Here is a 24,316-nt window from a genome sequence, read left to right on the forward strand (position 1 = left end):
GCGTTACTCACCCGTCCGCCGCTAGATCCATCTTCTTCCACCCGAAGGCTTCTGAAAATTTCTCTCGCTCGACTTGCATGTGTTAGGCACGCCGCCAGCGTTCATCCTGAGCCAGGATCAAACTCTTAATAAAAAAATTGAATTTCTGGGTTCTATCTTTAATCTCTTAAAGATAGATGCTTTTTTGCTGGCTTAATATCTATACTGTTTAATTTTCAAAGACCTTTTTTCTTGCGCCGCCGCTTTTGGCGACTTTATTAATATATCATATCTATTACATTATGTCAACACTTTTTTTGTTTCTTTTTTTGTTCTTCTTATACTTCTCTTTTTTCCTGCCTTTTAAAGTGTTTTCTTTGCTGGCTTTTTCTTCTTACCCTGCGCCCCTTCCTCAGCGGCGACTTTTACTACTATATCAAATATCTGCGGGTTTGTCAATAGGTTTTTAAAAGTTTTTTGTAAGTGTTAAAACTTTTGTTGAATCCTATAGGCTAAGGTGGAATTAATACTATAGCGCGGTAGGTTATCACTGTCAAGGGTGAAAAAAAGATCTCCCAGAACAGTTGTTTTGAAGAAGATCTTAATAGGTTAGTTTAGTCTGATCCTATCTTTTTCTACATACTTTAATAGTTAATTGATTCTTATGATAATCAATTTCTGCATAGTCTACTAGAGACCCTAATAATGTTAGTTCTTGATAGTGATCACTTTCTCCTACAAGTTCCCAATAGTATTCTTCTAATTCCTCTTGCCTAGGAGCGTTTAAAACTTCTGTAAGCATTTCTAATTCTTCTCGAGGTGGGTGTAGACAGTGCCCCTTTAGGGATATTTCAATTTCTCCCTCTTTGTATTGAAGATCAATTTGGATGTCTGTTATGCCAATCTTAAAGTAAAAGCTTATTAATTCGTCCACCATTTTAATAGCTTTCATTTTATCATGGGTCAAAACATTATTCCTCCCTTTTTAAGGAGTCCATTATGGGCACCAAAACAGCCGCCACCATACCACCAGAAAATCCATTATTGTATAAATTCATGCCCCCATGGAGGTACCCAACGTTCATTACCATAGCCATATGCAATATCCCTGCAACAATCCCGCTTTTCCATCCAAACTGTCCTGCAATAGGGGCTAGGGTAGTTCCAAATAACGCTGCCAACAATGCTCCCGTAGAATTTGTATCCCATACCTGAAATAACGAAGCTATATAGACGCCTATTAATACAGGTATTATATTTTTTACATGCTTTCCAAAAGCACCAAACCCAACTACAGTAAATATACCTCCCATAATCGGCCCATTTAGTTGGCCATTTACTAAAAGAACATAGGAGGTTGTTATAAATCCAAGAGCCCCCATGTTAATGAGGCTTAGTCCAAATCCGCTTAAGCTAACATAGTCTGCTACCAATCTGCCAGGATGCTTCAATAGATTTTTATACCCTTTAAAACTCTTGTTATTGAAACCGAATCCTATAACAATCATAGAACCAAACAATACATATAAAAAGCTGCCTAAGATATAGTTATACCCTTCTGCAATTATTAATGTTGTAGGATTTTGAAGGTCAAAGGCTCTAAACATCGCCATAAAAAATGTTCCTACCATGCCAGCTGTAAATCCAATATTGTATAAATTGAAGCCCTGATGAAATTTGACAAAGTGGTTGGCAAGTGGAGGCAATATAAATCCAGCTGTGACACCTAGGACATTTGCCAAAATGATTGCTTTTATCGGAGAGAAACCAAATCCAAAAGTAATCTGACTAATCAGCGGCCCTAATGCTGTACCAAAAAAAGCAATTAAAATAAATTTGCTAAATTTCTCTTTTTGAAAAACTGAGTGAAGGTATACCCCAAAAATGATTGCCCATACATTATATATGTTTTTACCAAACAGGGCGAAGCCCCCTATTGTTAATACAGCTGCTATAACAGGTCCATTCATATTTACCTTATTGTGCTTTGCAATAAAGATGGCAGAAAGCATCAAGATCCCGCTGTTAAAAAAAGCTGCGCCAATATTGCCAACTGCCATATAATCTGTTACCAGTATACTTGGGGCAACAACAATACTACTTATCCCTTGCAAAATCTCATTAGGACTATTAAATACGAAAGCAGCCAATAAGATAAATACTGCATATGCAGATATAGTACTATACTTTACCTTTTCTGCTACTTCAATAACTTCTTTTTTCATATCTTCATAACTTCCTTCTGGAGCCTGGGCTTTTAGTTGTGCTGACTTTTCCATAATTCTCCCCCTTACCTTATGTGAGTAACATAACTTTCATCCATAAAAAGCCGTCTGAAAAATTATACCTGATGGCATAGAAACTATGGAATTCAATACTCTCCTTATAAAACTGCTTCAGGCTTCTCTGATAAAACCATTATAAATCTCTAAATAATTTATATTTTTAGAAGTTTACAAAATATAGTTATTCTTTTAACCACTACTTATTATATGTTATAGGCATGAAAAATTCAACACGTTTAGTATGTTTTAATATTCTCACTATTTGTATCCTCTCTGGGTATTTATAACGATTCAGTTTCCTGCCATCATTTTACTCTAAGGATTTCAGCAAATTTACCATTTCGATGGCAGTGGTGGCTGCTTCAAATCCTTTGTTACCAGCTTTTGTACCAGCCCTCTCAATAGCTTGCTCTATAGTATCAGTTGTAAGTACGCCGAATATTATTGGAATTTCTAGCTCTAACCCTACATGAGCAACGCCTTTTGTCACTTCGTTAGCTACATAATCAAAATGTGGTGTATTCCCTCTTATGACAGCGCCCAGACAAATAACTGCGTCATAGTTCCCAGACTTAGCCATCTTCTTAGCTGCTAAGGGTATTTCGAAGGCCCCTGGCACCCAACTAATGCTTATACTTTCTTCCTCTCCCCCGTGTCTTTTTATAGCATCTATAGCTCCCCCTAGCAGCTTACTTCCTATAAACTCATTAAACCTCCCAATAACAATACCAAATTTTATGTCTTTGCTTATTAATTTACCTTCATAGATCTTCATATTTATTCCTCCTCTTTAAATTTTAATAAATGTCCCAGTTTTTCCTGTTTTGTTTTTAAATACTTAACGTTCCTTTCATTATGATTCATTTGTATAGGGACTCTATCAACTACTTCTAGATCATAGCCTGATAAACCCACTAGTTTTTTAGGGTTATTGGTTAAAAGCTTTATTTTTTTTACCCCAATATCTTGCAATATCTGAGCACCGATCCCATACTCCCTCATGTCTTCAGGAAAACCAAGGGCAAGATTGGCTTCTACTGTATCATAGCCTTTATCCTGCAGAGCATAGGCTTTTAATTTGTTTATTAGGCCGATCCCTCTGCCCTCTTGCCGCATATACAAAAGTACTCCTTTGCCTTCTTTATTTATTTTTTCCATAGCTGCATCAAATTGTTCTCCACAATCACATCTCAATGAGCCAAAGGCATCTCCAGTTAAGCATTCTGAGTGAACCCTTACTAATACAGGTTCTTCTTTATCTATATTTCCTTTTACTAAAGCTACATGATGCTCTTGGTTCATGCGATTTACATAGCCTATCACTTTAAAGTTTCCATGTTTAGTGGGCATGTATGCCTCTGTTACTCTCTCAACTAATTTTTCATTTTTCCTTCTGTAAGCAACTAAGTCTGCTATGGTAATAATCTTCATGTCATGAGTTTCAACAAATTCCATTAGCTCTGGCACCCTAGCCATAGTGCCATCCTCATTCATTATTTCACATATAACTCCTGCTGGATACAGACCAGCCAGTCTAGCTAAATCTATTGCTGCCTCTGTATGTCCCGTCCTGCTTAAAACACCGCCTTTTTTTGCTGACAAAGGAAAGATATGTCCTGGCCTTTTAAAATCCTCAGGCTTAGCATCAGAGGCTACAGCTTTTTGGATGGTGACAGCCCTCTCATAGGCAGAAATACCCGTAGTGGTTTCGACTGCATCTATGGAGACTGTAAAGGCCGTTTCATGTGTATCCGTATTATTTTGAACCATTTGCGGCAGTTGCAGTTCTCTTAGCTTTTCTTGCAGCATAGGTAAACATATCAGACCTCTTCCATATTTTGCCATGAAATTAATGGTTTCCGGGGTGATAAATTGTGCAGCTGCCACTAAGTCCCCTTCATTTTCTCTATCTTCATCATCTACTACCACAATCATTTTTCCAGTCTTTATATCTTCTAACGCTTCCTCTATGGTATGAAATCTAAATTGCATTTGTTTTTCCTCCTTTATTAATTAAAGCCATGTTCCGCTAAGAAATCTAATGTAATATCCTTTTTCCCTTCTTTGTCTTTTGTATGTAGCATTAATTTTTCTACATACTTTCCAATCATGTCACACTCTAGATTTACTATACTGCCAATCTTCTTATCTATTAGAATCGTTTCATCTCTGGTATGGGGAATAACTGAAATTTTAAAACATTTTTCATCCACATAAGCTACTGTAAGGCTTACTCCATCTACAGCAATAGATCCTTTTAAGATAATATATTTTAATAGCTCAGATGATGCATTAATCGTAATCCATACAGCATTGTCTTCTTTTTCATAATGACTAATAACGCCTACACCATCAATATGTCCACTAACTAAATGACCTCCCAGTCTATCCCCTACAGCAACTGCCCTTTCAAGATTTACCAAATCCCCCGCCTTAAAGTTTTTGAAATTGCTTCGACGGATAGTCTCTGCCATCACATCTACCTGAAAGCTAGAAGTATCAAATTTGTTTACTGTAAGACATACACCATTGGTAGCTATACTATCTCCTAGCTTAACCCCCTGCAACACTGTTTTCCCTTCAATGATGATACTGGCACCATCTCCACTTTTATCTATCTTCCTTATCTTACCGATTTCTTCGACAATTCCAGTAAACATATACTCTCACCTCCTTTTGGTATACCCTTCAACAAGTATATCCTTTTGAAATCTTTTAAGAGAAATATCCTCTATCATAAAGGCATCTTTTACTAATGCTTTACCGTCTCCCTCTACTGGTGTGATTGCATCTCTGCCCCCTATGATTTTGGGGGCAATAAAATACATGATTTTATCCACAACTCTGGCTTCTAAGGCAGAAAAATTTAAGGTTCCTCCTCCTTCTAGAAGTACACTATCTATTTTCCTTTTGCCTAGCTGCACCATTAGCTTTTCAAGATCCACTTGTCCATTCTTTTCTTCCACTGTCAATACCTGAGCCCCTAATTCTATTAATTGAGTTGTTTTTTCTTTGGATGCTTTATCTGTTGTTGCAATGATAGTTTTTTGATCCTTTGCACTTTTTACTACCTTTGCTTCAAGGGAAATTCTTAATTTGCTATCTACAATAATTCTTGTAGGCTGACTTACCTTCTTATTTGAAATTCTAGTGTTCAGCAGTGGATCATCCTTTTCTACTGTTGTAATTCCTACCATGATCCCTGCTACCCTATCTCTGATATGATGTACATAAGCTCTTGCATCTTCATCTGTAATCCACTTAGAATCCCCCGTATAGGCTGCAATTTTTCCGTCTAATGTCATAGCTGTTTTTAAGATGCAAAAAGGTTTTAAAGTGGTGATATATTTAATAAATATCTCATTAAGCTCTTCTGCTTCTTCTTCTAAAATCCCCGTTAAAACTTCAATCCCATGGTTTCTCAATATTTTTATCCCTTTGCCAGCTACTTCAGGGTTGGGATCCTCTAAAGCAACTACTACTTTTTTTATCTTGCTTTTAATAATCGCTTCAACACAAGGAGGTGTTTTGCCATAATGGGAACAAGGCTCCAAGGTAACATACATGGTAGCATCTTCTGCAGCAAAATCAATTTTTTTTAAAGCATCTACTTCTGCATGATCTCCACCATAAAAATGATGATACCCGTCTGCTATGATTCTCCCATCTTTAATAATCACAGCTCCCACCAAGGGATTTGGTCTTGTTTTACCCCAACCTAACCTTGCTAAGCTAAGGGCCTTTTTCATATAATAAACCTCCAAACTACCACCTCCATTTTTCTTATAATCTGTAGACAAATCCAATCTTATGCAGTTTTTATATCAGGGCAAAATAAAATACCCCAAGGATTCACCTCAGGGTATTAAGTCAATAAAATAATATTTGCTCACTTTATTAAATAGAAGAACCAAAACATCTTCTCCCAATAATATGTATTAAGCAAAATATAATTCGTCTACTTTCTCCCATCCAGACTTTACTGTCGGCTCTGGAATCTCACCAGATCAACCTAAAAGGTTCGCGGGCTTCGCTTAAAGCATTACCGCCGGTCGGGAATTTCACCCTGCCCTGAAAGTGTCTAATATCATTTATTTACTTTTATCAACAAAGCATATCATACTCCTTGATACCTTTCAAGTTTTAAATGCACGATACTTTATATTTTGTAACCCCTCTCTTCTCTTTACATAATATAATAGGGAGATATTATTCTAGGAGGGATTCTATGGTTCAAGGTCTTTTGATTGCAATCGCCATTAGTATGGATAGTTTTACTGTTGGTATTGCCTATGGTATAAAAAATATCAAGGTCCCTTTACACTCTCTGGTTATATTAGATCTTATTTCTGTTACACTTTTGAGCCTTGGCTTTTTTGCTGGTAACCTTTTGACAAAGCTGGTACCAGCATTTGTTACTGACATAATAGCAGCTGGCGTTTTACTTGCCCTGGGTATTTGGTTTTTAATACAAGGCTGGCTAAATTATAAATACCCTAAAGAAAAGGTTCAAGAACCTACTTCAATCGCCGTGATTAGTATCAATTCTTTAGGTCTTGCTATTAATGTGTTGAGAGATCCTTCTAATGCTGACTTAGATATCTCCGGTGTTATTGATACAAAGGAAGCTGTCCTTTTAGGTATCGCTTTAGCTATTGATTCTTTAGTTATAGGGATTGCTGTCTCTCTCTCCTCTATTATGATCATTTTGTTTACCTTGTTATTGGTAGCAGTTCTAAATTTAGTCTTCCTGCTGTCAGGCATTTGCATTGGTAGAAATTATATAGCCTCACGTTTGAAGGAAAAAACTACCTTTATTCCAGGATGCATATTGGTTATCTTAGGTTTAACTAGATTGATAGCATAAACTTCAGTCAACTGAAAAACCTTGCTCCAATTAATACAGAAAAAAACAAATATTTTCCTTCCATCGAAAGTCCTACTGTTTAAATTTAGTAGGACTTTTAAGATTTCTACAAAAGAGATTGGACATACTATTAGTATAAGATAACCTTTTTCTAGGAGGACTACCATGCTAGAGCAATTTGAACACTTACTTGAAGTAACTGTTATATTCGTAATTTTTGTGTTAGAGTTCATTGGTATTTTTATTATAGGCTATTCCTGCTTAAGGGGTTTTATCCAATACATTGGAGAGAGACTAAAGTTTAATGATACCTGTATAAAAATTGAGATAGCAAAAGGGCTAGCACTAGGCCTTGAGTTTAAGCTGGGTGGAGAAATATTGAGAACAATCTTAGTACGTACCATGGATGAAATAAAAGTGCTGGGTACTATTATTATCTTGCGGGTTATACTCACCTATGTAATCCATTGGGAGATTTCCTCTGAGCTTCATCAGGATATAGAAATAAAGGACTATACTAGAAGAAAGAGACAACAGTAGATACTTTGTCTACTTATAATCAATTTTGTAATACATCTCTGCCTATTTCTACCCTTAGTGTTGTATATATTCATGCTGAGGCTTTGAGTTTTTTTCTGTCTCCCTTTTCTTTTTTTCCTATTACATACATGTTAGCTACTTTGTCATTATACTTTTTATATTTCAAAAGCAATTTTCAGATTTTTATGATAAAATAGATTTAACTTTACGCGAAAATTAGCATGAGGAGGAAATATATGATAAAGGTTTTAGCTATTGTAGGCAGCCCGAGAAAAGGGAAAAATAATGATACTATTGTTACTCATATGCTAGAGGGTATTGAAAATACTCTTGGTTTAGGGGTCTTTATAGAAAAGCTTTATGCTGATGATCTTGCTGTTCAACCCTGTAAGGCCTGTGATGGTTGCACTAGAGTAAGAGGCTGTATTTTAGAAGATGCTATGAGGGGGCTTTATGAAAAATTTGATGAAAGTGATATCATTATTATGGCTTCACCTTTATATTTTAATAGCATTAGTGCTCAGCTAAAAACAATTATTGATCGTAACCAAGCCATCTGGTCTAGTAAATATATATTGAATAACTCCTTAATTAATAAAGATAAAAACCGCTTAGGTTATTTTATCTGCACAGCAGGGATGCCAGAAATCCCTGATCTTTTTGAGGCTGCTATTCCTATTATGGAGTTATATTTTAAATCCATTAATACAGGCTATGAAGGTAATTTTTTTGTAGCCAATGTGGATGAGCATCCCATCATGAGGGATGAAAAAATTCTGCAACAGGCATACTCCATTGGTATTTCCTTGGCAGACAAGATATTAACTATGAGAACTCAATAGCAAAAACCAGCTAATATACAGTTATGTATGTTAACTGGTTTTTTTCTATAGTAAACTAATAGATGGGGGGCTTTGTGTGAATGTCTATCCTTATAAATGTTCATCTCCTGGTTCCCAATCAATTGGACATAATCCACCAGATTGCAGTCCCTTTAATACTCTTAGTGTTTCATCTACACTTCTTCCTACATTAAGATCATGCACAACTGAATATCTTAAGATGCCCTCAGGATCAATAATGAATAACCCTCTTAAAGCAATCCCTTCTTCTTCAATCAAAATACCATAGTCTCTAGCCACTTTTTGAGTCATGTCAGATGCCAAAGGGAAGGCAAGTTGTCCGAGGCCGCCTTTATCTTGAGCAGTATTAATCCATGCCTTATGAGAATGTTCGCTATCTGTACTTACTCCCAATATTTCTGCATTTGCTTTCTTGAAGTTATCCACTTTTTTGTTAAATCCAGTAATCTCTGTTGGGCACACAAAAGTAAAGTCTAATGGATAAAAAAACATCACTAACCATTTTCCTTTATAGTCATCCTTTGTTACTCTACCGAAATCCTTTCCTAGTCCGTCTACGGTTTTCATCTGAAAATATGGTGCTTGCACACCTACTAGTCTTTCTGCCATTCTTATACCTCCTGAATGTTTTATTAAATTTGGTTTTCATTGCGAACAACCTTCACCTAATATATTCCCCCAAAAGGTATCATTAAACACAGAAAAGATATTTTTTGATAATTTTTTTTATTTAATAGTTGTTCTCATTTATTTTGTAGGCTTTCTATTTTTTAGCAATCGCATTCCATTTAATATTACGATAATAGAAGCTCCAGTGTCAGCAAAAACCGCCATCCATAAATTGGCTACCCCCATAAAGGTTAATATCAAAAATATTATTTTTACTACTATCGAAAAGGTTATATTTTGCCTAATAATCCTTAATGTCCTTCTGCTTAAGGCGATAGTATAAGCTACTTTGTTTAAGTCATCTCCCATTAATGCGATATCTGCAGTTTCTAAAGCAGCATCTGTTCCTGCAACTCCCATAGCAATCCCCACCGAAGCTGTTGCTAGTGCGGGTGTATCATTTATGCCATCCCCTACCATAGCCACTTTACCATGCTTTTCTACTAGTTCTCTTACAGCTTGTAATTTATCTTCAGGCAACAGCTGTGCTTTATATTCTTGGATTCCTGTAGCTTCTGCAACTGCCTTGGCAGTATTGGGGTGATCTCCTGTAAGCATAACAGTCTTCTCAATCCCTGCTTGCTTTAACGCTTCTACAGCTTCTTTACTAATATTCCTTATTTCATCAGCAACAGCAAAGATGCCTGTGACCTTTTTCTCCTGACCTAATAAAACAACGGTTTTTCCTTCCTTTTGATATTTGTCAATTTTATCCTGTAAATTCTTTAGGTCAATGCTTTGCTCTACAAACAATCTTACGTTTCCTAGACAATAATTGGTGCCATTTACCTTTCCCTTCACGCCTTTTCCTATCAACGCCTGAAATTCATCTAAAGGTAAGTCTAAGGGAATAGCTTCCAGTACAGCTTTTTCTACAATGGCTATCCCTATAGGATGCTCTGATGCTTTTTCTAAGGTAGCTGCTATTTTAATCAGCTGCTTTTTGTCATAGCCTTCAACAATATCTATATCCACTACTGAAGGTTTCCCGACCGTCAGAGTTCCAGTCTTATCAAAGGCTATTGCCTTGATTTTACCTGTTTCTTCTAAGTGAATCCCTCCTTTAATAAGGATTCCCTCCCTAGAAGCATTGCCTATAGCTGAAACTATGGATACAGGTGTAGATATCACCAGGGCACATGGACAAGAAATCACCAATAGAATCAAAGCTTTTTTTATCCATGGTGCAAACTCTACTCCCCAAAATAAAGGAGGTATAGTCCCTATAATGATTGCCAAAATCACTACAATAGGCGTATAGTATTTTGCAAATCTATCTACAAACTGTTGGGAAGGTGCCTTCTGTGCTTGAGCTTCCTCCACCATATTCATTATTTTTGATAGGGTTGTGTCCTCCACCAGCTTTGTTACTTCTACCTCCAGTAGTCCCTGCTGATTAATTGTCCCTGCAAAAACTTCCTTCCCTTCTTTTTTTTCTACAGGGATAGATTCACCTGTAATAGGCGCTTGGTTTACAAAGGAGTATCCCTTATACACCATACCATCTATAGGTATTTTTTCTCCTGGCTTGATAATAATCATATCTCCAATAGACAGTTCTTCAACAGGAACTATGATTTCCTCTCCATCAGTTGTCTTTAGTAGTGCTTCATTAGGCGCCAGCTCCATTAGCTGAGCGATAGATTTCCTGGTTTTGTCCATAGTATATACCTGTAGCGTATTTCCTACAGAAAATAGAAATACAACAGCCGCACCCTCGGACCACTCCCCTAGGAATGCCGCTCCAATGGCAGCAACCAACATTAAGAAATTCATATCTAAACTCAAGGACCTTGCTGCATATAATCCACTCTTGGCTATATAATACCCTCCTGATACCATGGATAAAGCAAAGAACAGGGTGGAGACCTCTTTGTGCTGGCTTAAAAAATAGAAGGCAAAGCCTATTGCTATAAAAACACCTGAGATAAAGGTCATCATGGTTTTCTTGTCTCGGTACCATGCAATCTCTTTGCTTTTTTCCTTTTTCGAGTCTTTAGACCCTATAAACCGCCCTTCATGTCCAGTTTCCTTTAAAACATGTAATATTTCTTCCACTTGACCTCTATGTTTTACATAGAGCTTTGCTGTAGAAAAGTTTAAGTTAGCCTCCTCTACACCTTCAATTTTTAGGATTCTCCTCTCAACCTTGAGAGCACAATCCGGTCAGTCTACTCCTTTTACTATAAAAGCATCCCTAGTGATTTCCTCCTGGAGCTTTACTATAGGTATGTTTTCCATGGTTTTCCCCCTTATTTCAAATTCTTGGTTAGTTTTTTATCTATGTCGAAGATGCTGTAAACCCTGGTCCAAAATTTTCTTAATATGGTCATCATCTAAGGAATAATATAGTATCTTTCCCTCTCTTCTAAACTTCACCAGTCTATGGCTTCTTAAAATTCTTAGCTGATGAGATACTGCTGATTGATTCATATCTAATACAGCTGCAATATCGCATACGCACAGTTCTTTTTGAAGCAATGCACACAGCATTTTTATTCTGGTGACTTCCCCAAAGACCTTAAAAAAATCCGCTATATCATGTAAAAGCACATCCTTTAGCATAGTCTCTTTGACTTCCTTTACATCCTCCTCATGAATACATTGTACTTCACAGACTTCTATATCCTTTGACATTTTATCCTCTCCATTCATATGAATATCTGTTCATATGTTTATATTTTACTATCAATTTTCATGTAATGCAATAGCTTTTTAATAATTAATGAAAATATATTCAGCGAAAAAAAATAAGGTAGATAAAATTTATCTACCTCTACTTTTCTACGCCATTTTCTATTAATTCCTTTAATGGTACCTCCTTTTTATTGCCTACTGCCTGTGCTTCTTCTTGAACCTCCGCTACATTTCTTTGAGAATCTAAACCTGTAATCCATACTGGCTTTCCCTGATGCAACACCTCAATATGATTTGGTGAGTTAACAATTTCTTGTGCTCTATTAAAATTCAAAATGATTCCTCCTTGTTTTATTGTTTAACTCTATTCTTCCTCATTCGATCTCTATTTATTACATCATTTTTAAGATTCTAGACTATGAAATGTAAATATTTAGATTGAAAAGGTCCTTGCTGAGAAAAATTAGCACTGCTTTTTTATAACAAAATAGTTTGAGGCTATATCTAAAAATAAGATATAGCCTCATTGGAAAAGTTATTTATATGCTGGAAGATTTAACAGCTCATCTACAGTTACGAATTCATAACCTTGGGATCTTAAGGTATGAATTATTTCAGGTAAGGCTGCAGCAGTTGCTCCTCTTGTTTGCTGATCTCCACCTGCATCGTGAAATAATAGGATGCCCCCCTGCCTTACTCCTGGCAAGGTATTGATTAATATTTGATCTACATCCTGATCTCTCCAGTCAACAGAGTCCACAGACCAGTTAATAACCTTGTAATTCATATCTCTTAGCTTTTCTATTCCCTCTGGATTTACCCTTCCGTAGGGTGGTCGCATAAGACTAGTCCTTAATCCTGTGACCTTATGAATGATATCTTCAGTTCTTTGCATCTCACTTAGTAAAGTAACTTGAGGTACTTTACTAAGATCCGGGTGAATCCATGTATGATTGGCTACCACATGACCTTCTTGAGCTATACGTTGTACGATTTCCGGATGTCTTTCCACTCTACTACCCATTACAAAAAAGGTAGCAGGAACCCCCTGCTGCTTCAATACGTCTAGTATTTGTGGGGTATATTTTGGGTTTGGTCCATCATCAAAGGTTAAAGCAATTTTAGTTGTATTGGCTGAACCTCTCAAATAGTAGGTATCAGGATACATTCTAGCTAATTGAGTCATTGATAATTGCGGACTAGCTTCAGGTTGTTTTGGAGCTTCAGCTGGCGGTGTTACTCCTGTTGAAGGCACCTTTAGAACCTGTCCTATATAAATAGTATTCCAATCCTTTAAGCTGTTGGCCTCAGCCAATGCAGCCATGGACACCCCTAGCTCCTGAGATATTTTATATAGGCTATCTCCTCTTTTCACAACATAATCAGCTGAGACCTGAGAAGGCGCTGATCCTGTCGATGTATTAGCACCATTAGCAGGAACAGAAAGCTTTTGTCCCACATAAATATGATTCCAATTACTAATATTGTTTTCTATAGCTAGATCAGTCAAAGATACACCTAATTTTTGAGATATCTTGTAAAGAGTATCTCCTTGACGTACCATATAAACATTTGGTTCTTCCTGTTTTGGTACAACTAATACTTGTCCCACCGAAATGTTATTTGGATTTCTTAAATAGCCATTTTGAGTAATCAACTCATTTACAGTTACTCCATGCCTTTGAGCAATGAGAAATAGAGTCTCTCCCCTAGCTACTCTATGAACCTGCGCTGCTTCAGCAAAGGAAGGCATTAACAATAGCATAATCATACCTATTGTTATAGTGAAGCGCAATAATTTCTTCATAAACAGTAAACTCCTCCCTATTTAAATAAAATGGTTTACATAATCCATGATAAGGGAAGGTTTGCTTTTTATCTACAAGTAAATAGTGGGAGACTTACAATACATTGGTCAATCTAAATCCTTGTTTTTCAACAATATGCTGTAGGAGAAATTTCAGTTCTGCAGTTGAGCTTAAAGCTTCAACATTTTCCTCACTGCCTACATAGCTTTGTAGTCTAGCGAATACAATATCAATTTTATCAATTTCATTATGCTCTAAAAAGGTTAACCATACTTTTTTTGTTTCACCCCACCCCTGTGCAGTATTTTCCATATGTTGGCGCACTTCTTTCCATTCTTCTTTCTCAATGGCCTGCTCCAGCTTTTCTAATTCACTAGTCAAGATCTCTGCGCTTTGGTTTACATATTGTTCCATATATAGGGCGACTGCGAAAAAAGTGATTAGTATGAGTATAGTTGCAATTACTACCTTCATAGGTTAACCTCCTTGCTTTGAAGCTTTATCTTTTTTCTGAGCATAAAACATTCTATCTGAGGAAAGAAACGCGAAAAAAGCATCTTCAATTCTTTCAATATTGTTTTCCTGCAATTGATTGATAACCCAAGGTTGATCAAAACCGCTTTTTTTCAGATTCTTTGGTATCAGCTTGCCATCCACAATCAGCGTAATAGGTAGTTCCTCTGGTTGTACCTTTACCCCTAAATCTTCTGTCACTACATTTCTTTTCTCTACCTTAGGTATAATCGTAATTTGTCCGTTGGTTTCCAGTATTGCATACTCTACATCACTAAGGTTAAGATAATTTTTGGATCTAAGCTGCTCTAACAGATCATTCATATTTATTCTTAATCTAGTTACCTCCGATTGAATAATATTGCCTTTATCAATAATAATACTAGGTTTGCCACACACTATTTCTCTAAAAACTTCACTTTTTAATGACAGAAAAGAAACTATTACTTGTGCTGATAGTAAAGTCAATATTGGGATAACACCATTAATTAAAGGTACCCCTGTGTTTTCCATGGGGGTTGCTGCTAAATCTGCAATCATAATAGTGATTACTAACTCAAAGGGCTGCATTTCAGCTATTTGTCTTTTTCCCATCATCCTCATAACTACTACTACCAGTGCATACAGTATTAGTGCTCTGATAAAAACAATGAGCATACTTCACACTCCTAACCTAAATATTTCCCCCTTAAAAAAGACCTGTGTTTTTTCCGCTTATGTTAGTATTGCCATGTAAATTATTTATATAAATATGTTATTGGTTAAAGATTAGAAAGAAGAAAAAATGGGTATTTTATAAAGTAGTAAATTGGTAGAAGTATTATTCTATATAAAGGATATCAACTTGGACTAAACAATAGGAAACAAATATGTTATAATAAATTATTATTATCGGAATACTGTGTATTGGAGGATGAATATGGATTTTGAAGTGATTTTTAAAGCTTTAGGAGAGGCTACCCGGATAAAAATTATTAAACTACTATCTCTTAAACCAATGTATGTATGCGAGCTGGAGGGAGTTTTAAATATTAGTCAGCCTCGTATTTCTCAGCATTTAAAAATTTTGAGGCATGCAGGATTAGTAGAGGTTGAAAAAGAAGGGCAAAGAGCTATATATTCTCTAAATATAGATCTAATAGAAAATGTATCTAGTGGTTTCATGAATTTTTTAGAAGCACCTTTAGAAAAGCTTGAAAATTTTCATCAAGAGAGTGACCGCATGATCCAAATAGAGAAGGATCCTAATATAGCTATTTGTAAAGCTTGTACTACTAGTAGAAGATAATATAATTCTGAATAAGCTATCAAAATCTAAACAAAACCCAGTTACCAACGTTTCTATACGTAAGGTTACTGGGTTTTTTTAAAGTGCTTAGATTAAAATAAATTTCCATAAATCAGACCAGAAATAGTGGCCATAATAATAACTAAGGCTACAAATACTGCCGTCTTCTTTGTTCCAATGATACTCCTTATTACCAACATATTAGGCAAGGACAGTGCCGGCCCTGCTAACAATAATGCTAGAGAAGGTCCTTTTCCCATACCTGCGCCTATTAACCCCTCCAAAATAGGCACCTCCGTTAAAGTAGCGAAATACATAAAAGCCCCTGCCACAGAAGCAAATAGATTGGCACTTAGTGAATTTCCTCCTACTAAGCTGGCTACCCATTCAGAAGGAATAAGACCCTCGTATCCTGGTCTCCCTAAAAGCACACCAGCTACTAAAATACCCGCAAACAGCAAAGGAAGTATCTTTAAAGCAAATCCCCAGGTTTCTTGATACCATTCCTTTCTTTCTTCTGTGGTAAACCATTGAGCGGAGGTATATAATACTACCAGTAAAAAACCTCCTGCTAAAACCCATTTTATATTAAAAAGAGCAGTCCACAAACCAGTTTCATCACTTGGCGGCCTTGCCCAATTGGCAAATACCAGCACTGCCACCATAGAAAAGAAATATACCATGGTCTTCCACAAGGGCTTTTCTACTGCATCATCGTCTGTAAACATATGTGGATTTTCGCTTTCCTTTTCCTTTTCCTCTTTTCTAAAAATCAAATGCATCAATAGACCGATTACAATACTAAAAATAACCGCTCCTATAGTTCTAGCTATTCCTAGTTCTAACCCTAATACCCTAGCTGTAATGGTAATAGCCAATACATTGATGGCAGGCCCTGAGTATAAAAAAGCAATGGCTGGTCCCAATCCCGCTCCTTTATAATAGATGCCTGCAAACAATGGCAGCACTGTACAAGAGCACACTGCCAGTATCACTCCTGATACAGAGGCCACCGTATAGGATAGCCATTTCTTGGCCTTTGGACCAAAGTATTTAATAACAGAATCCTGTGAAATGAACACTGCCACTGCACCTGCTATAAAAAAAGCTGGCACTAAGCAAAGCAATACATGCTCTCTAGCATAATCCTTCAGCATATAAAAGGCTTCTATAATAGCACCTTGAAAAAATGTCTTCTCGATTGGCATAAAATATGCTGCTAAAAAAACAGTAACAATGATACCAAACTTTTTTTTATCGCTCATAATTTACCCCTTTCTGTCACAATAGCACTAGGGCTTATCCTTCAAAGAATAAGCCCCTTATAAAGCTTCTCGTTTACTTTGCCAACAAGCTCTTTATTTCATCTACCGTTGGCACCTTCCCAGAAGCTACAACTTTATCATTCACTACAAGACCGGGAGTCTTCATCACACCATACTCAGCGATAGATTTGAAATCTGTCACCTTTTCTACATCTCCCTGTAGATTCAACTGCTGTAGTGCTTCTTTCACATTCTTCTCTACTGTGGTACAGTTTTTACAGCCTGAACCCAAGACTTTGATATTCATAAGTAATTCCTCCCTTTAATTTATAATAATATTCTTATATATTCATATTATGATTTTGTTCCCTTTTTGTCAATAGTGTTTTTAAAATTTTATGCTTTTAAGGATTTCCTGTTTTTTTAAAAAATAGCACCCTTAGCTTAAAAATGCTAGAGTGCTGGGTTTCGTTTCGACCTTTACTTTGTTTGTTCCTCATCCAGGAAATAATGATACACTTCTAATCCTATATCTGCTAGCAGCTGTTTACCTATTTCATTACTATCCAAACCCTTTGTTAATCCTACTAATACAACCTTTCTCTCCCCCAAGTCCATTACACCTGCATCGTGAACAACGCCTGAGATGCTCCCCGTTTTGTGAGAAAATCTAACGGGTTTTGGATCTACATCCCCTACAAAGGTACTGCAAGTAGGACACAGGTTATGATGTCCTACCCTTTCATTACAGGTGCCGCAAAGACGAAGCTCTTTAGAAAAACAATCATTTAACTGCTGTTTGGAGAGTATTTCCATACCTTTCTCAGCATAGACATTATTTAAGCCATTGCCAATAACAAACCTTTCTAGCATGCTTCCTATATCTTTAGGCGTCGTATAATTATAGGTTTCCGGTATCACCATCATCAGCTTTCTAGCCAAGTAAGTATTTTTCATTCCCATGCTTTGTAGTGTAGCGTTAATATTGTCCCTTCCAAGGTGATCAATCAGCATATTGGTTGCTGTGTTATCACTAATGTCCACCATTAAATGCAATAGATCCTCTAAGGTTAGCTCCAGCCCTTCCTGCAATAGTGTTAGCACGCCACAGCCACCAACCTTATCTTCTTTCTTTAAAGCAATCGTCTCTTCCAAGGTTTTCATTCCAATTTCCACCTGCCTTAGCCCTTCCCATAATATAGGGATTTTTATGATGCTAGCGGAATGAAACCTCTCATCTCCATTGATTATGATGGTCTTATTATTATTTAAGTTTTTTATATAAATTCCAACAGTTCCGTTGATTTTATCAATATGCTGTTGAATCCGTTCCTGTAATCTCCTCATCTATATCTTCCTCTCCTAGAATCGTCAGAGCATTTTTTACTTGCAGGGCTACACCTATCGATAGGCAGTCTTCGTCTATATCAAATAAATCGCTGTGGCCATAATGAATAATACCTTTTTTCTGGTTTCTACATCCTAGTCTGTAAAAAGCCCCCTCCGACTCTTCCAGAAAATATCCAAAATCCTCTACCCCTAGGCTAGGATCTTTAATTATTTTCACCTTATTTTCTCCTAATAGCTGTCTTCCATTTTCCCCTACTATATCAACGATATTGTCATGATTGATCAGGGCTGGGTATCCTTCTTCTCTTATGAATTCTCCTGTTGCACCTAAACCCTTTGTCACCTGTTCTACGATTTCAGTCAATCTATGGAGGACCGTTCTTCTTGTATCAGGATCTAAGCTTCTTACTGTCCCTACCATTTCTACCTTATTGGCTATGATGTTCCCTTGGGTACCGCCTGTGATGGTGCCAATAGTAACTACTGCAGATTTTCTTGGGTCAATATTTCTGCTGGTAATGGTCTGTGCTGCCATAATTACTTGACCCGCTGCCACAATGGCATCAATCCCACCATGAGGATATGCCCCATGAGTGCTTTCTCCATGAATCACGATTTTTATCGTGTCAGAGGAGGCATTCATTTGTCCATATTTTATCCCTATTTCTCCAACTGGGATTTCTGGTGTTACATGTAAGCCTAGAACAACGTCTACCTTTGGATTTTCCATGACACCTGCTTCGATCATAGGCTTAGCACCTCCAATAGTCTCTTCTGCTGGTTGAAAAAGAAGCTTCACAGTGCCGTGGATTCTATCCTCCATACCCTTCAAAAGCTTTGCAGCACCTAATAATATCGTCATATGGGCATCATGGCCGCAGGCATGCATTTTCCCCTCTATCTTCGACCTATAACTAACCTTCTTCCTATCCGCTATCGGCAATGCGTCCATGTCTCCTCTGAGGGCAACAGTTTTACCTGGGTACTTCCCTCTAATCATAGCAACCACCGCTGTATTAGCAATGCCTGTTATGACTTCAATCCCCATCTCCTGTAAGTAGGTTGTTATTTTTTCTTGGGTTCTAAACTCCTCCATCCCCAGCTCAGGGTTTTGATGGAAATCTCTTCTAACTGTACATAACCAGTTTTTTATTGCTTCCGCTTCCTTTAATATAAGAGATTTTTCAACCATCAGCTAGTAGCAGCCTCCTCGATGTATAATTTCCCCTCTGTGGCTTTTAATGCTGCCTCCACTCCAAATGGCAGGGTAACTTTAGGCGTACAATGTCCAGCCTTTAGATTATAAATAGTTGGTTTCCCATAGGGAACAATGATTTCTTCAAAAACCTCCATTAAGCTTAGGCTCACCTGACGCTTTTGAGGATCACAATCATTCCAATCTCCTAAAATAACTCCTTCGGCATCCTCCAGTTTTCCTGCTAAGGCCAATTGGGTAAGCATACGATCTACACGGTAAGGCTCTTCACCGATCTCTTCTAAGAAAAGTAGCTTTCCTCTTGTATCAATCTCATAGGGCGTTCCCATAGTACCCGAAACTAAAGCTAAGTTTCCTCCAACAATCTTACCCCTTGCCTCTCCTTTAACAATACACTCAATTTTTGAGTCCTCTGGATTCCCTATCAGTCCCATAGCTTCTGATTTAGTAACAGCCTTTAAGAAGGATTCTTTAGAAAAATCGTCTAAGCCTTTAGCAATATCAGCCGCTGCCATTGGCCCATGAAAGGTTACAAGATTGCAGTTTTGATTGATTAAAAGGTGTAAGGAAGTAATATCACTATAACCTATAAAGACCTTCGGATTATTTTTTATGGCTTTTTGATCTATCTTATGTAGGATCTTCATTGCTCCATAGCCGCCTCTTAAGCAGATAATCCCTTGTACCTCTTTGTCATTAAACATCCTGTTAAAATCCTCAGCTCTCAATTCATCACTACCAGCTAGATAACCATGGGTTGCATAACAACTTTCTGTTAGCTTTACCTTAAAGCCTAGTTTTGTAAGCTCTTCAACCGCCAACTGAACCTTGTCTTCAGTTGCTGGACTGGAGGGTGCTATGACACCTATGGTATCCCCTTGGGTTAATGCCTTTGGTTTTATCATGCTACATCTCCACCTTTCTTTTTGATAAATGGATTACAAATAATAAGGGCTATTACCAACATAGCCCTTATTATTTGTAATTATATCCTATTATGCGAACATTAATCTTACTACCAGTACAGCTGTAATAAGTCCAACAACATCTGCGATTAAGCCTGCTGGTAAAGCATGTCTTGTCTTTTTAATGGCTACAGAGCCAAAGTATACCGCTAACACGTAGAAGGTGGTCTCTGTAGAGCCTTGCATAACAGAAACCATTCTTCCTATCAAAGAATCTGGTCCATGAGTGCTAATCATTTCACTCATGATTCCTGAGGCCCCTCCACCTGATAATGGTCTCATAATGGCCATTGGCAGCACTTCTCCTGGCATACCTATAAGGCTGGTTATTGGGCTCACTAGATTCACTAGGATTTCCATGGCTCCCGAGGCTCTAAAGATACCTATACCTACCAGCATTGCTACTAAATAAGGAATAATCCTTACAGCTGTATTAAAACCCTCTTTTGCTCCATCAGTAAAAGCTTCATATACTTTGACCTTTTTAAAGAAACCATAGGCTGGTATTGTTAACAAGATAAAAGGTATTGCAAATTTAGAAATAACATTAACTACATCAGCAAACATAAATTAACCCCCTTCTTATTTAGTTGCTTCTTCAAGATTTTCTGTTTTGATTTGAAAAACTGGTAGCCTTTGTAATAGTTTTACTGCTATTACTGCCGCTATCGTAGAAGCTAATGTTGCTACAATAACCGGACCAATGATTTCTGTTGGATTTGTTGAATCCGCAGCAGCACGAATCGCAATCACAGATGCTGGGATTAACGTTACAGAAGAAGTATTGATAGCTAAAAAAGTACACATTGCATTACTAGCTGTATCTTTATGGGGATTAAGCTCTTGCAATTCCTGCATTGCCTTAAGACCTAACGGTGTTGCAGCATTTCCTAACCCCAATACATTAGCCGCCATATTCATAATCATAGCTCCCATCGCTGGATGGTCCTCAGGTACATCTGGGAATAAAGGTACCATGATAAATCTTAAAGCCTTTGCAATTGTTTTTATAAGTCCAGATTCTTCAGCAATCTTCATAATTCCAAGCCATAATGCCATCACACCGATTAATCCTAAGGATAAATCTACTGCAGTTCTGGCACTGCTAACAGCTGCATCTGTAACTGCTTCAATATTGCCAGTAAAAGCGCCTACGATAACGCCTATTGCGATAAATAGAAACCATACAACATTAATCATAAAAATAATTCCTCCTTCATTCTTTTTTAAAAGCTAACTTTAAAATTCTGCAGTTATTTTATTTATTCTCCTCTAAGTTTCCCCACCCCCTTAGTATATAAAATGTATGACTACATTTATGACCCTCTAACTAAATATGGATTCAGGGACATCTGTAAAGCCTAGCCCTGGTATCTCCTGCAGAAGGATTCTCTCCCCTTTAAAAATGGCGCCCCCATCAAAGGGATCTATACTGCATAGTCCTGGTCCATCTAAATCTATCTTTGTCACTATATTTTTTGCAGCTGCTACATGGGCTGCGGCAGTTACGCTCAGTTTACTTTCCAGCATACATCCCATCATGCACTCTACACCATAGGCTTCTGCTATAGCTATGATTTTTAAAGCTTGGTGGATTCCCCCAGTCTTCATAAGCTTGATATTGATAAGATCCACTGCTCTTTCCTGTAAAATCTTTAAAGCATCCTTTGGTGAAAATATACTTTCATCTGCCATCACTGGAAAAGTTACATGATCTGTCACATATTTTAACCCTTCAAAATCATGGGCAGCAACTGGCTGCTCCACAAACTCTATTGCAAGACCAGCATCCTCTATATCCCTTAAAATAGATACAGCTTCTTTAGGCTTCCAGCCCTGATTGGCATCAATTCTCAGCTGTATATTTTCGCCTACGGCTTCTCTAATGGCTTTTAAACGTTTTAGATCCATCCTTGCATCTTTTCCTACCTTTATTTTTAAGGTTTTATATCCTCTTGCCACTGCCGAGATACTATCTCTAACCATTTCCTCTGGCATATTTACACTAATGGTTATATCCGTGGTAATTTCCTTCCGAAATCCACCCAGCAGCTTGTATAAGGGTGCTTTGTAATATTGTCCAAACAAATCGTATAAAGCAATATCCACCGCAGCTTTAGCACTAGTATTTTTTACCAATACTTTGTCTAACTTCATCATTATCGCTTCCAAATTTTCTATGTCCAGTCCAATCAATTGAGGAGCGATGTAATTCTTGACGGCCCCTCCAATGGAGGAAAGAGTATCTCCAGTAATAACAGCAGTTGGTGCTGCTTCGCCATAGCCTATATGTCCCGTATCTGTCATAATCCTCACCGCTATGTTTTCTATACTATCTACAGTTCTCAAGGCTGTCTTAAATGGAGTTTTGAGAGGAACAGATAAATGTCCCAATTGAATTGCTGTGATTTTCATAAGCATCCTCCCCCAGAAAGTTATTAGAAGTATTTAGCTCATTCTTACTCCTCTGATAAATGAGAAGGAATCAGTTCTCTTTCCAACAGGTTCTCATAGCTTTCCCTTTGGACGATGACTTCTGACTTTCCTTCTTGATTGATCAATACTACCGCTGGTCTTGGCAGCTTATTATAATTGCTTGCCATGGAGTAGTTATAAGCACCAGTGGCTAATACTGCCAAGATATCTCCCGCCTCTATTTCTGGAGTATCTAAGTCCCATATCAATATGTCGCCACTTTCGCAGCATTTTCCAGCAATGGTAGTCTTCATGCTAAGAGGTGCGTTCTTTTTATTTGCCACCACTGCTTCATACCTTGCTCTATATAGTGCAGGCCTTGGATTGTCTGGTAATCCTCCATCTACACTGGCATAGGTCCGTATATTTGGAATCTCCTTTACATTTCCTACGGTATAAAGTGTAATCCCAGCTTCTCCAACAACCCACCTACCGGGCTCTATAATAATAGTGGGTGTAGTAATACTATACTTTTGGCATCCTTCTATTACTTTTTCCATGATAGCGTCAGTAAAGTAGCTGAGGGGTTTAGGCTCATCATTATCTGTATAACGTATTCCAAATCCTCCCCCTACATTTAGTTCAATAGCTTTAAATCCTAGCCTTTCCTTTAGGTCATGTATTAGATTCAGAACAACATCAATAGCATCAGTATAAATATCTTTTTGAAAAAGCTGAGATCCTAGGTGGAAATGGAAGCCAGTTAAGTCTAGATATTGTGACTCTATTGTTTGTCTTACAGCATCATAGATTTTTTCACGTTCAAGAGGCATGCCAAACTTTGAATCTTTTTGTCCAGTAACAATATATTCATGAGTTTGTCCTTCTATGCCTGGAGTAACACGGAAAAGTATTTTAACTGTTTTCATTTGTTGCCTTGCAATCTCATCTAATAGCTGCAGCTCTGCTAAATTATCTACTATGATCCTGCCAACATTATTTTCTACTGCTAGATATAGCTCTTCCCACGATTTATTATTGCCATGAAACATAACCTTTTCCATAGGAAAGTCTGCCTTGATAGCTGTATATAGCTCTCCTCCTGATACTACGTCAAGTCCTAATCCTTCTCTAGCAATGATTTTACACATGGCCATAGTAAGAAAAGCTTTGCTGGCATAGGCAGCTTTTGTGTTGATATATTTTTCTAGAAAGGTTTCTCTTATCTCCTCACACCTCTCCATGATTTTTTCCTCTGCCACCACATATAATGGCGTTCCATATTTCTTTGCTAATGCTACCGTATCCCCACCGGCAAAATTAAAATGGTCCTTACAGTTTTCCATTTTTACTGTCAACTCCTCTTAAGTTAATAATTTTGTTTCTATTAATCCTATGCAATAGTTATACCAAAATACTCATTACTACTCCTTTCAATGACTATAAACCCTATCCTTTTCTAGAAATAGACAAGCTAATGATGATTTTCTAATATTGTCTTAATTATCAGTCAATTCTATAGAATTATATTCAACAAAAATAGAACAAGATAAAAAATTTTATCTTGTTCTATTTTTGTTCGTATTTTCGAACTTTTTTCTGTTCATCTATTGAATCAGTATGGATATCAAACGAGTTCCTTCTATTAAATCATGA

25 protein-coding genes, 1 rRNA gene, 1 pseudogene and 1 riboswitch are annotated in these 24,316 nt (G+C 37.2%); of the genes and pseudogenes, 4 read left to right on the forward strand and 23 right to left on the reverse strand.

The features are described from left to right. From BMX10_RS14450 to ribD, 7 genes are all read right to left on the reverse strand, one after another. Window positions 1–133: ribosomal RNA gene (locus BMX10_RS14450) — 16S ribosomal RNA — on the reverse strand; the annotation flags it as partial. Window positions 134–604: 471 nt separating this feature from the next. Further along, on the reverse strand, window positions 605–946 hold the full coding sequence (locus BMX10_RS14455; RefSeq protein WP_090445835.1) for a hypothetical protein: 342 nt from the start codon (window positions 944–946) through the stop codon (window positions 605–607). A 4-nt stretch (window positions 947–950) separates the two neighbouring features. Then, window positions 951–2,258, reverse strand: a complete 1,308-nt coding sequence (locus BMX10_RS14460; RefSeq protein WP_090445838.1) for a DUF1576 domain-containing protein — start codon at window positions 2,256–2,258, stop codon at window positions 951–953. Between the two features lie 316 nt (window positions 2,259–2,574). Beyond that, entirely contained in the window at window positions 2,575–3,039 is a 465-nt protein-coding gene (gene ribH, locus BMX10_RS14465) for a 6,7-dimethyl-8-ribityllumazine synthase (protein WP_090445841.1), read from the reverse strand. Between the two features lie 2 nt (window positions 3,040–3,041). Then, a complete protein-coding gene (locus BMX10_RS14470; RefSeq protein ID WP_090445844.1) occupies window positions 3,042–4,256 on the reverse strand; it encodes a bifunctional 3,4-dihydroxy-2-butanone-4-phosphate synthase/GTP cyclohydrolase II in 1,215 nt (404 codons plus the stop codon). Window positions 4,257–4,273: 17 nt separating this feature from the next. Next, window positions 4,274–4,924: a riboflavin synthase gene (gene ribE / locus BMX10_RS14475; RefSeq protein ID WP_090445847.1), complete on the reverse strand. Its 651-nt coding sequence runs from the start codon at window positions 4,922–4,924 to the stop codon at window positions 4,274–4,276. A 6-nt stretch (window positions 4,925–4,930) separates the two neighbouring features. Further along, window positions 4,931–6,013 (reverse strand): bifunctional diaminohydroxyphosphoribosylaminopyrimidine deaminase/5-amino-6-(5-phosphoribosylamino)uracil reductase RibD, encoded by a 1,083-nt coding sequence (gene ribD, locus BMX10_RS14480; RefSeq protein ID WP_090445850.1) that lies wholly within the window; start codon window positions 6,011–6,013, stop codon window positions 4,931–4,933. 207 nt (window positions 6,014–6,220) lie between these two features. Continuing rightward, a riboswitch (FMN riboswitch) is annotated at window positions 6,221–6,347 on the reverse strand. A gap of 145 nt (window positions 6,348–6,492) precedes the next feature. On the opposite strand from ribD, the gene ytaF reads away from it, so the two are divergent. The 3 genes from ytaF (at window position 6,493) to BMX10_RS14495 (ending at window position 8,513) form a co-directional block, all read left to right on the forward strand. Then, window positions 6,493–7,131: a sporulation membrane protein YtaF gene (gene ytaF, locus BMX10_RS14485; RefSeq protein ID WP_170834838.1), complete on the forward strand. Its 639-nt coding sequence runs from the start codon at window positions 6,493–6,495 to the stop codon at window positions 7,129–7,131. 165 nt (window positions 7,132–7,296) lie between these two features. After that, complete coding sequence (locus BMX10_RS14490; protein WP_090445856.1) at window positions 7,297–7,671, forward strand: DUF1622 domain-containing protein; 375 nt, start codon at window positions 7,297–7,299, stop codon at window positions 7,669–7,671. A 236-nt stretch (window positions 7,672–7,907) separates the two neighbouring features. Continuing rightward, the gene (locus tag BMX10_RS14495; RefSeq protein WP_170834839.1) at window positions 7,908–8,513 is read left to right on the forward strand and encodes a flavodoxin family protein; all 606 of its coding nucleotides are present in this window, start codon (window positions 7,908–7,910) and stop codon (window positions 8,511–8,513) included. Between the two features lie 90 nt (window positions 8,514–8,603). On the opposite strand, the gene BMX10_RS14500 is transcribed toward BMX10_RS14495, so the two are convergent. The 7 genes and pseudogenes from BMX10_RS14500 to BMX10_RS14530 form a co-directional block, all read right to left on the reverse strand. Beyond that, window positions 8,604–9,143, reverse strand: a complete 540-nt coding sequence (locus BMX10_RS14500) for a peroxiredoxin (RefSeq protein ID WP_090445862.1) — start codon at window positions 9,141–9,143, stop codon at window positions 8,604–8,606. A gap of 138 nt (window positions 9,144–9,281) precedes the next feature. Further along, a pseudogene (locus BMX10_RS14505) lies at window positions 9,282–11,366 on the reverse strand (heavy metal translocating P-type ATPase); the annotation flags it as partial. A gap of 114 nt (window positions 11,367–11,480) precedes the next feature. Continuing rightward, window positions 11,481–11,840, reverse strand: a complete 360-nt coding sequence (locus tag BMX10_RS14510; protein ID WP_090445867.1) for an ArsR/SmtB family transcription factor — start codon at window positions 11,838–11,840, stop codon at window positions 11,481–11,483. Between the two features lie 139 nt (window positions 11,841–11,979). Next, the gene (locus BMX10_RS14515) at window positions 11,980–12,174 is read right to left on the reverse strand and encodes an H-type small acid-soluble spore protein (protein WP_170834840.1); all 195 of its coding nucleotides are present in this window, start codon (window positions 12,172–12,174) and stop codon (window positions 11,980–11,982) included. A 201-nt stretch (window positions 12,175–12,375) separates the two neighbouring features. Continuing rightward, entirely contained in the window at window positions 12,376–13,647 is a 1,272-nt protein-coding gene (locus BMX10_RS14520; RefSeq protein WP_090445873.1) for a LysM peptidoglycan-binding domain-containing protein, read from the reverse strand. Window positions 13,648–13,741: 94 nt separating this feature from the next. Further along, window positions 13,742–14,122: a DUF4363 family protein gene (locus BMX10_RS14525; protein WP_090445876.1), complete on the reverse strand. Its 381-nt coding sequence runs from the start codon at window positions 14,120–14,122 to the stop codon at window positions 13,742–13,744. A gap of 3 nt (window positions 14,123–14,125) precedes the next feature. Continuing rightward, the gene (locus BMX10_RS14530) at window positions 14,126–14,818 is read right to left on the reverse strand and encodes a DUF421 domain-containing protein (RefSeq protein ID WP_090445879.1); all 693 of its coding nucleotides are present in this window, start codon (window positions 14,816–14,818) and stop codon (window positions 14,126–14,128) included. Between the two features lie 262 nt (window positions 14,819–15,080). Between BMX10_RS14530 and BMX10_RS14535 the strand changes: the two genes are divergently transcribed. Continuing rightward, window positions 15,081–15,449, forward strand: a complete 369-nt coding sequence (locus BMX10_RS14535) for an ArsR/SmtB family transcription factor (protein ID WP_090445882.1) — start codon at window positions 15,081–15,083, stop codon at window positions 15,447–15,449. A 92-nt stretch (window positions 15,450–15,541) separates the two neighbouring features. On the opposite strand, the gene BMX10_RS14540 is transcribed toward BMX10_RS14535, so the two are convergent. The 9 genes from BMX10_RS14540 to lysA all read right to left on the reverse strand — a co-directional run bounded on the left by BMX10_RS14540 (window position 15,542) and on the right by lysA (window position 24,006). Then, the gene (locus BMX10_RS14540) at window positions 15,542–16,714 is read right to left on the reverse strand and encodes a permease (protein ID WP_090445885.1); all 1,173 of its coding nucleotides are present in this window, start codon (window positions 16,712–16,714) and stop codon (window positions 15,542–15,544) included. Between the two features lie 73 nt (window positions 16,715–16,787). Then, window positions 16,788–17,021 carry a thioredoxin family protein gene (locus BMX10_RS14545; RefSeq protein WP_090445887.1) on the reverse strand — a complete coding sequence of 78 codons (234 nt, stop codon included), beginning with the start codon at window positions 17,019–17,021 and terminating at the stop codon, window positions 16,788–16,790. 173 nt (window positions 17,022–17,194) lie between these two features. Continuing rightward, a complete protein-coding gene (locus tag BMX10_RS14550; protein WP_090445890.1) occupies window positions 17,195–18,061 on the reverse strand; it encodes a serine hydrolase in 867 nt (288 codons plus the stop codon). Continuing rightward, window positions 18,024–19,256, reverse strand: coding sequence for a M20 metallopeptidase family protein (locus BMX10_RS14555; RefSeq protein WP_090445893.1), 1,233 nt, complete (start codon window positions 19,254–19,256; stop codon window positions 18,024–18,026). Before BMX10_RS14555 ends, BMX10_RS14550 begins: the two co-directional genes overlap by 38 nt. After that, window positions 19,256–20,185, reverse strand: coding sequence for a S66 peptidase family protein (locus BMX10_RS14560; RefSeq protein WP_090445895.1), 930 nt, complete (start codon window positions 20,183–20,185; stop codon window positions 19,256–19,258). The genes BMX10_RS14555 and BMX10_RS14560 overlap by 1 nt, the downstream gene beginning before the upstream one ends. 90 nt (window positions 20,186–20,275) lie before the next feature. Continuing rightward, window positions 20,276–20,812 (reverse strand): spore maturation protein, encoded by a 537-nt coding sequence (locus BMX10_RS14565; protein WP_090445898.1) that lies wholly within the window; start codon window positions 20,810–20,812, stop codon window positions 20,276–20,278. Window positions 20,813–20,827: 15 nt separating this feature from the next. Further along, window positions 20,828–21,445 carry a nucleoside recognition domain-containing protein gene (locus BMX10_RS14570; RefSeq protein WP_090445901.1) on the reverse strand — a complete coding sequence of 206 codons (618 nt, stop codon included), beginning with the start codon at window positions 21,443–21,445 and terminating at the stop codon, window positions 20,828–20,830. A gap of 126 nt (window positions 21,446–21,571) precedes the next feature. Continuing rightward, complete coding sequence (locus BMX10_RS14575; RefSeq protein ID WP_090445905.1) at window positions 21,572–22,660, reverse strand: dipeptide epimerase; 1,089 nt, start codon at window positions 22,658–22,660, stop codon at window positions 21,572–21,574. A 44-nt stretch (window positions 22,661–22,704) separates the two neighbouring features. Then, complete coding sequence (gene lysA / locus BMX10_RS14580) at window positions 22,705–24,006, reverse strand: diaminopimelate decarboxylase (protein WP_090445908.1); 1,302 nt, start codon at window positions 24,004–24,006, stop codon at window positions 22,705–22,707. Window positions 24,007–24,316: the final 310 nt, after the last annotated feature.

Source organism: Natronincola peptidivorans (assembly GCF_900111615.1).
Taxonomy (GTDB): Bacteria; Bacillota; Clostridia; order Peptostreptococcales; family Natronincolaceae; genus Natronincola_A; species Natronincola_A peptidivorans.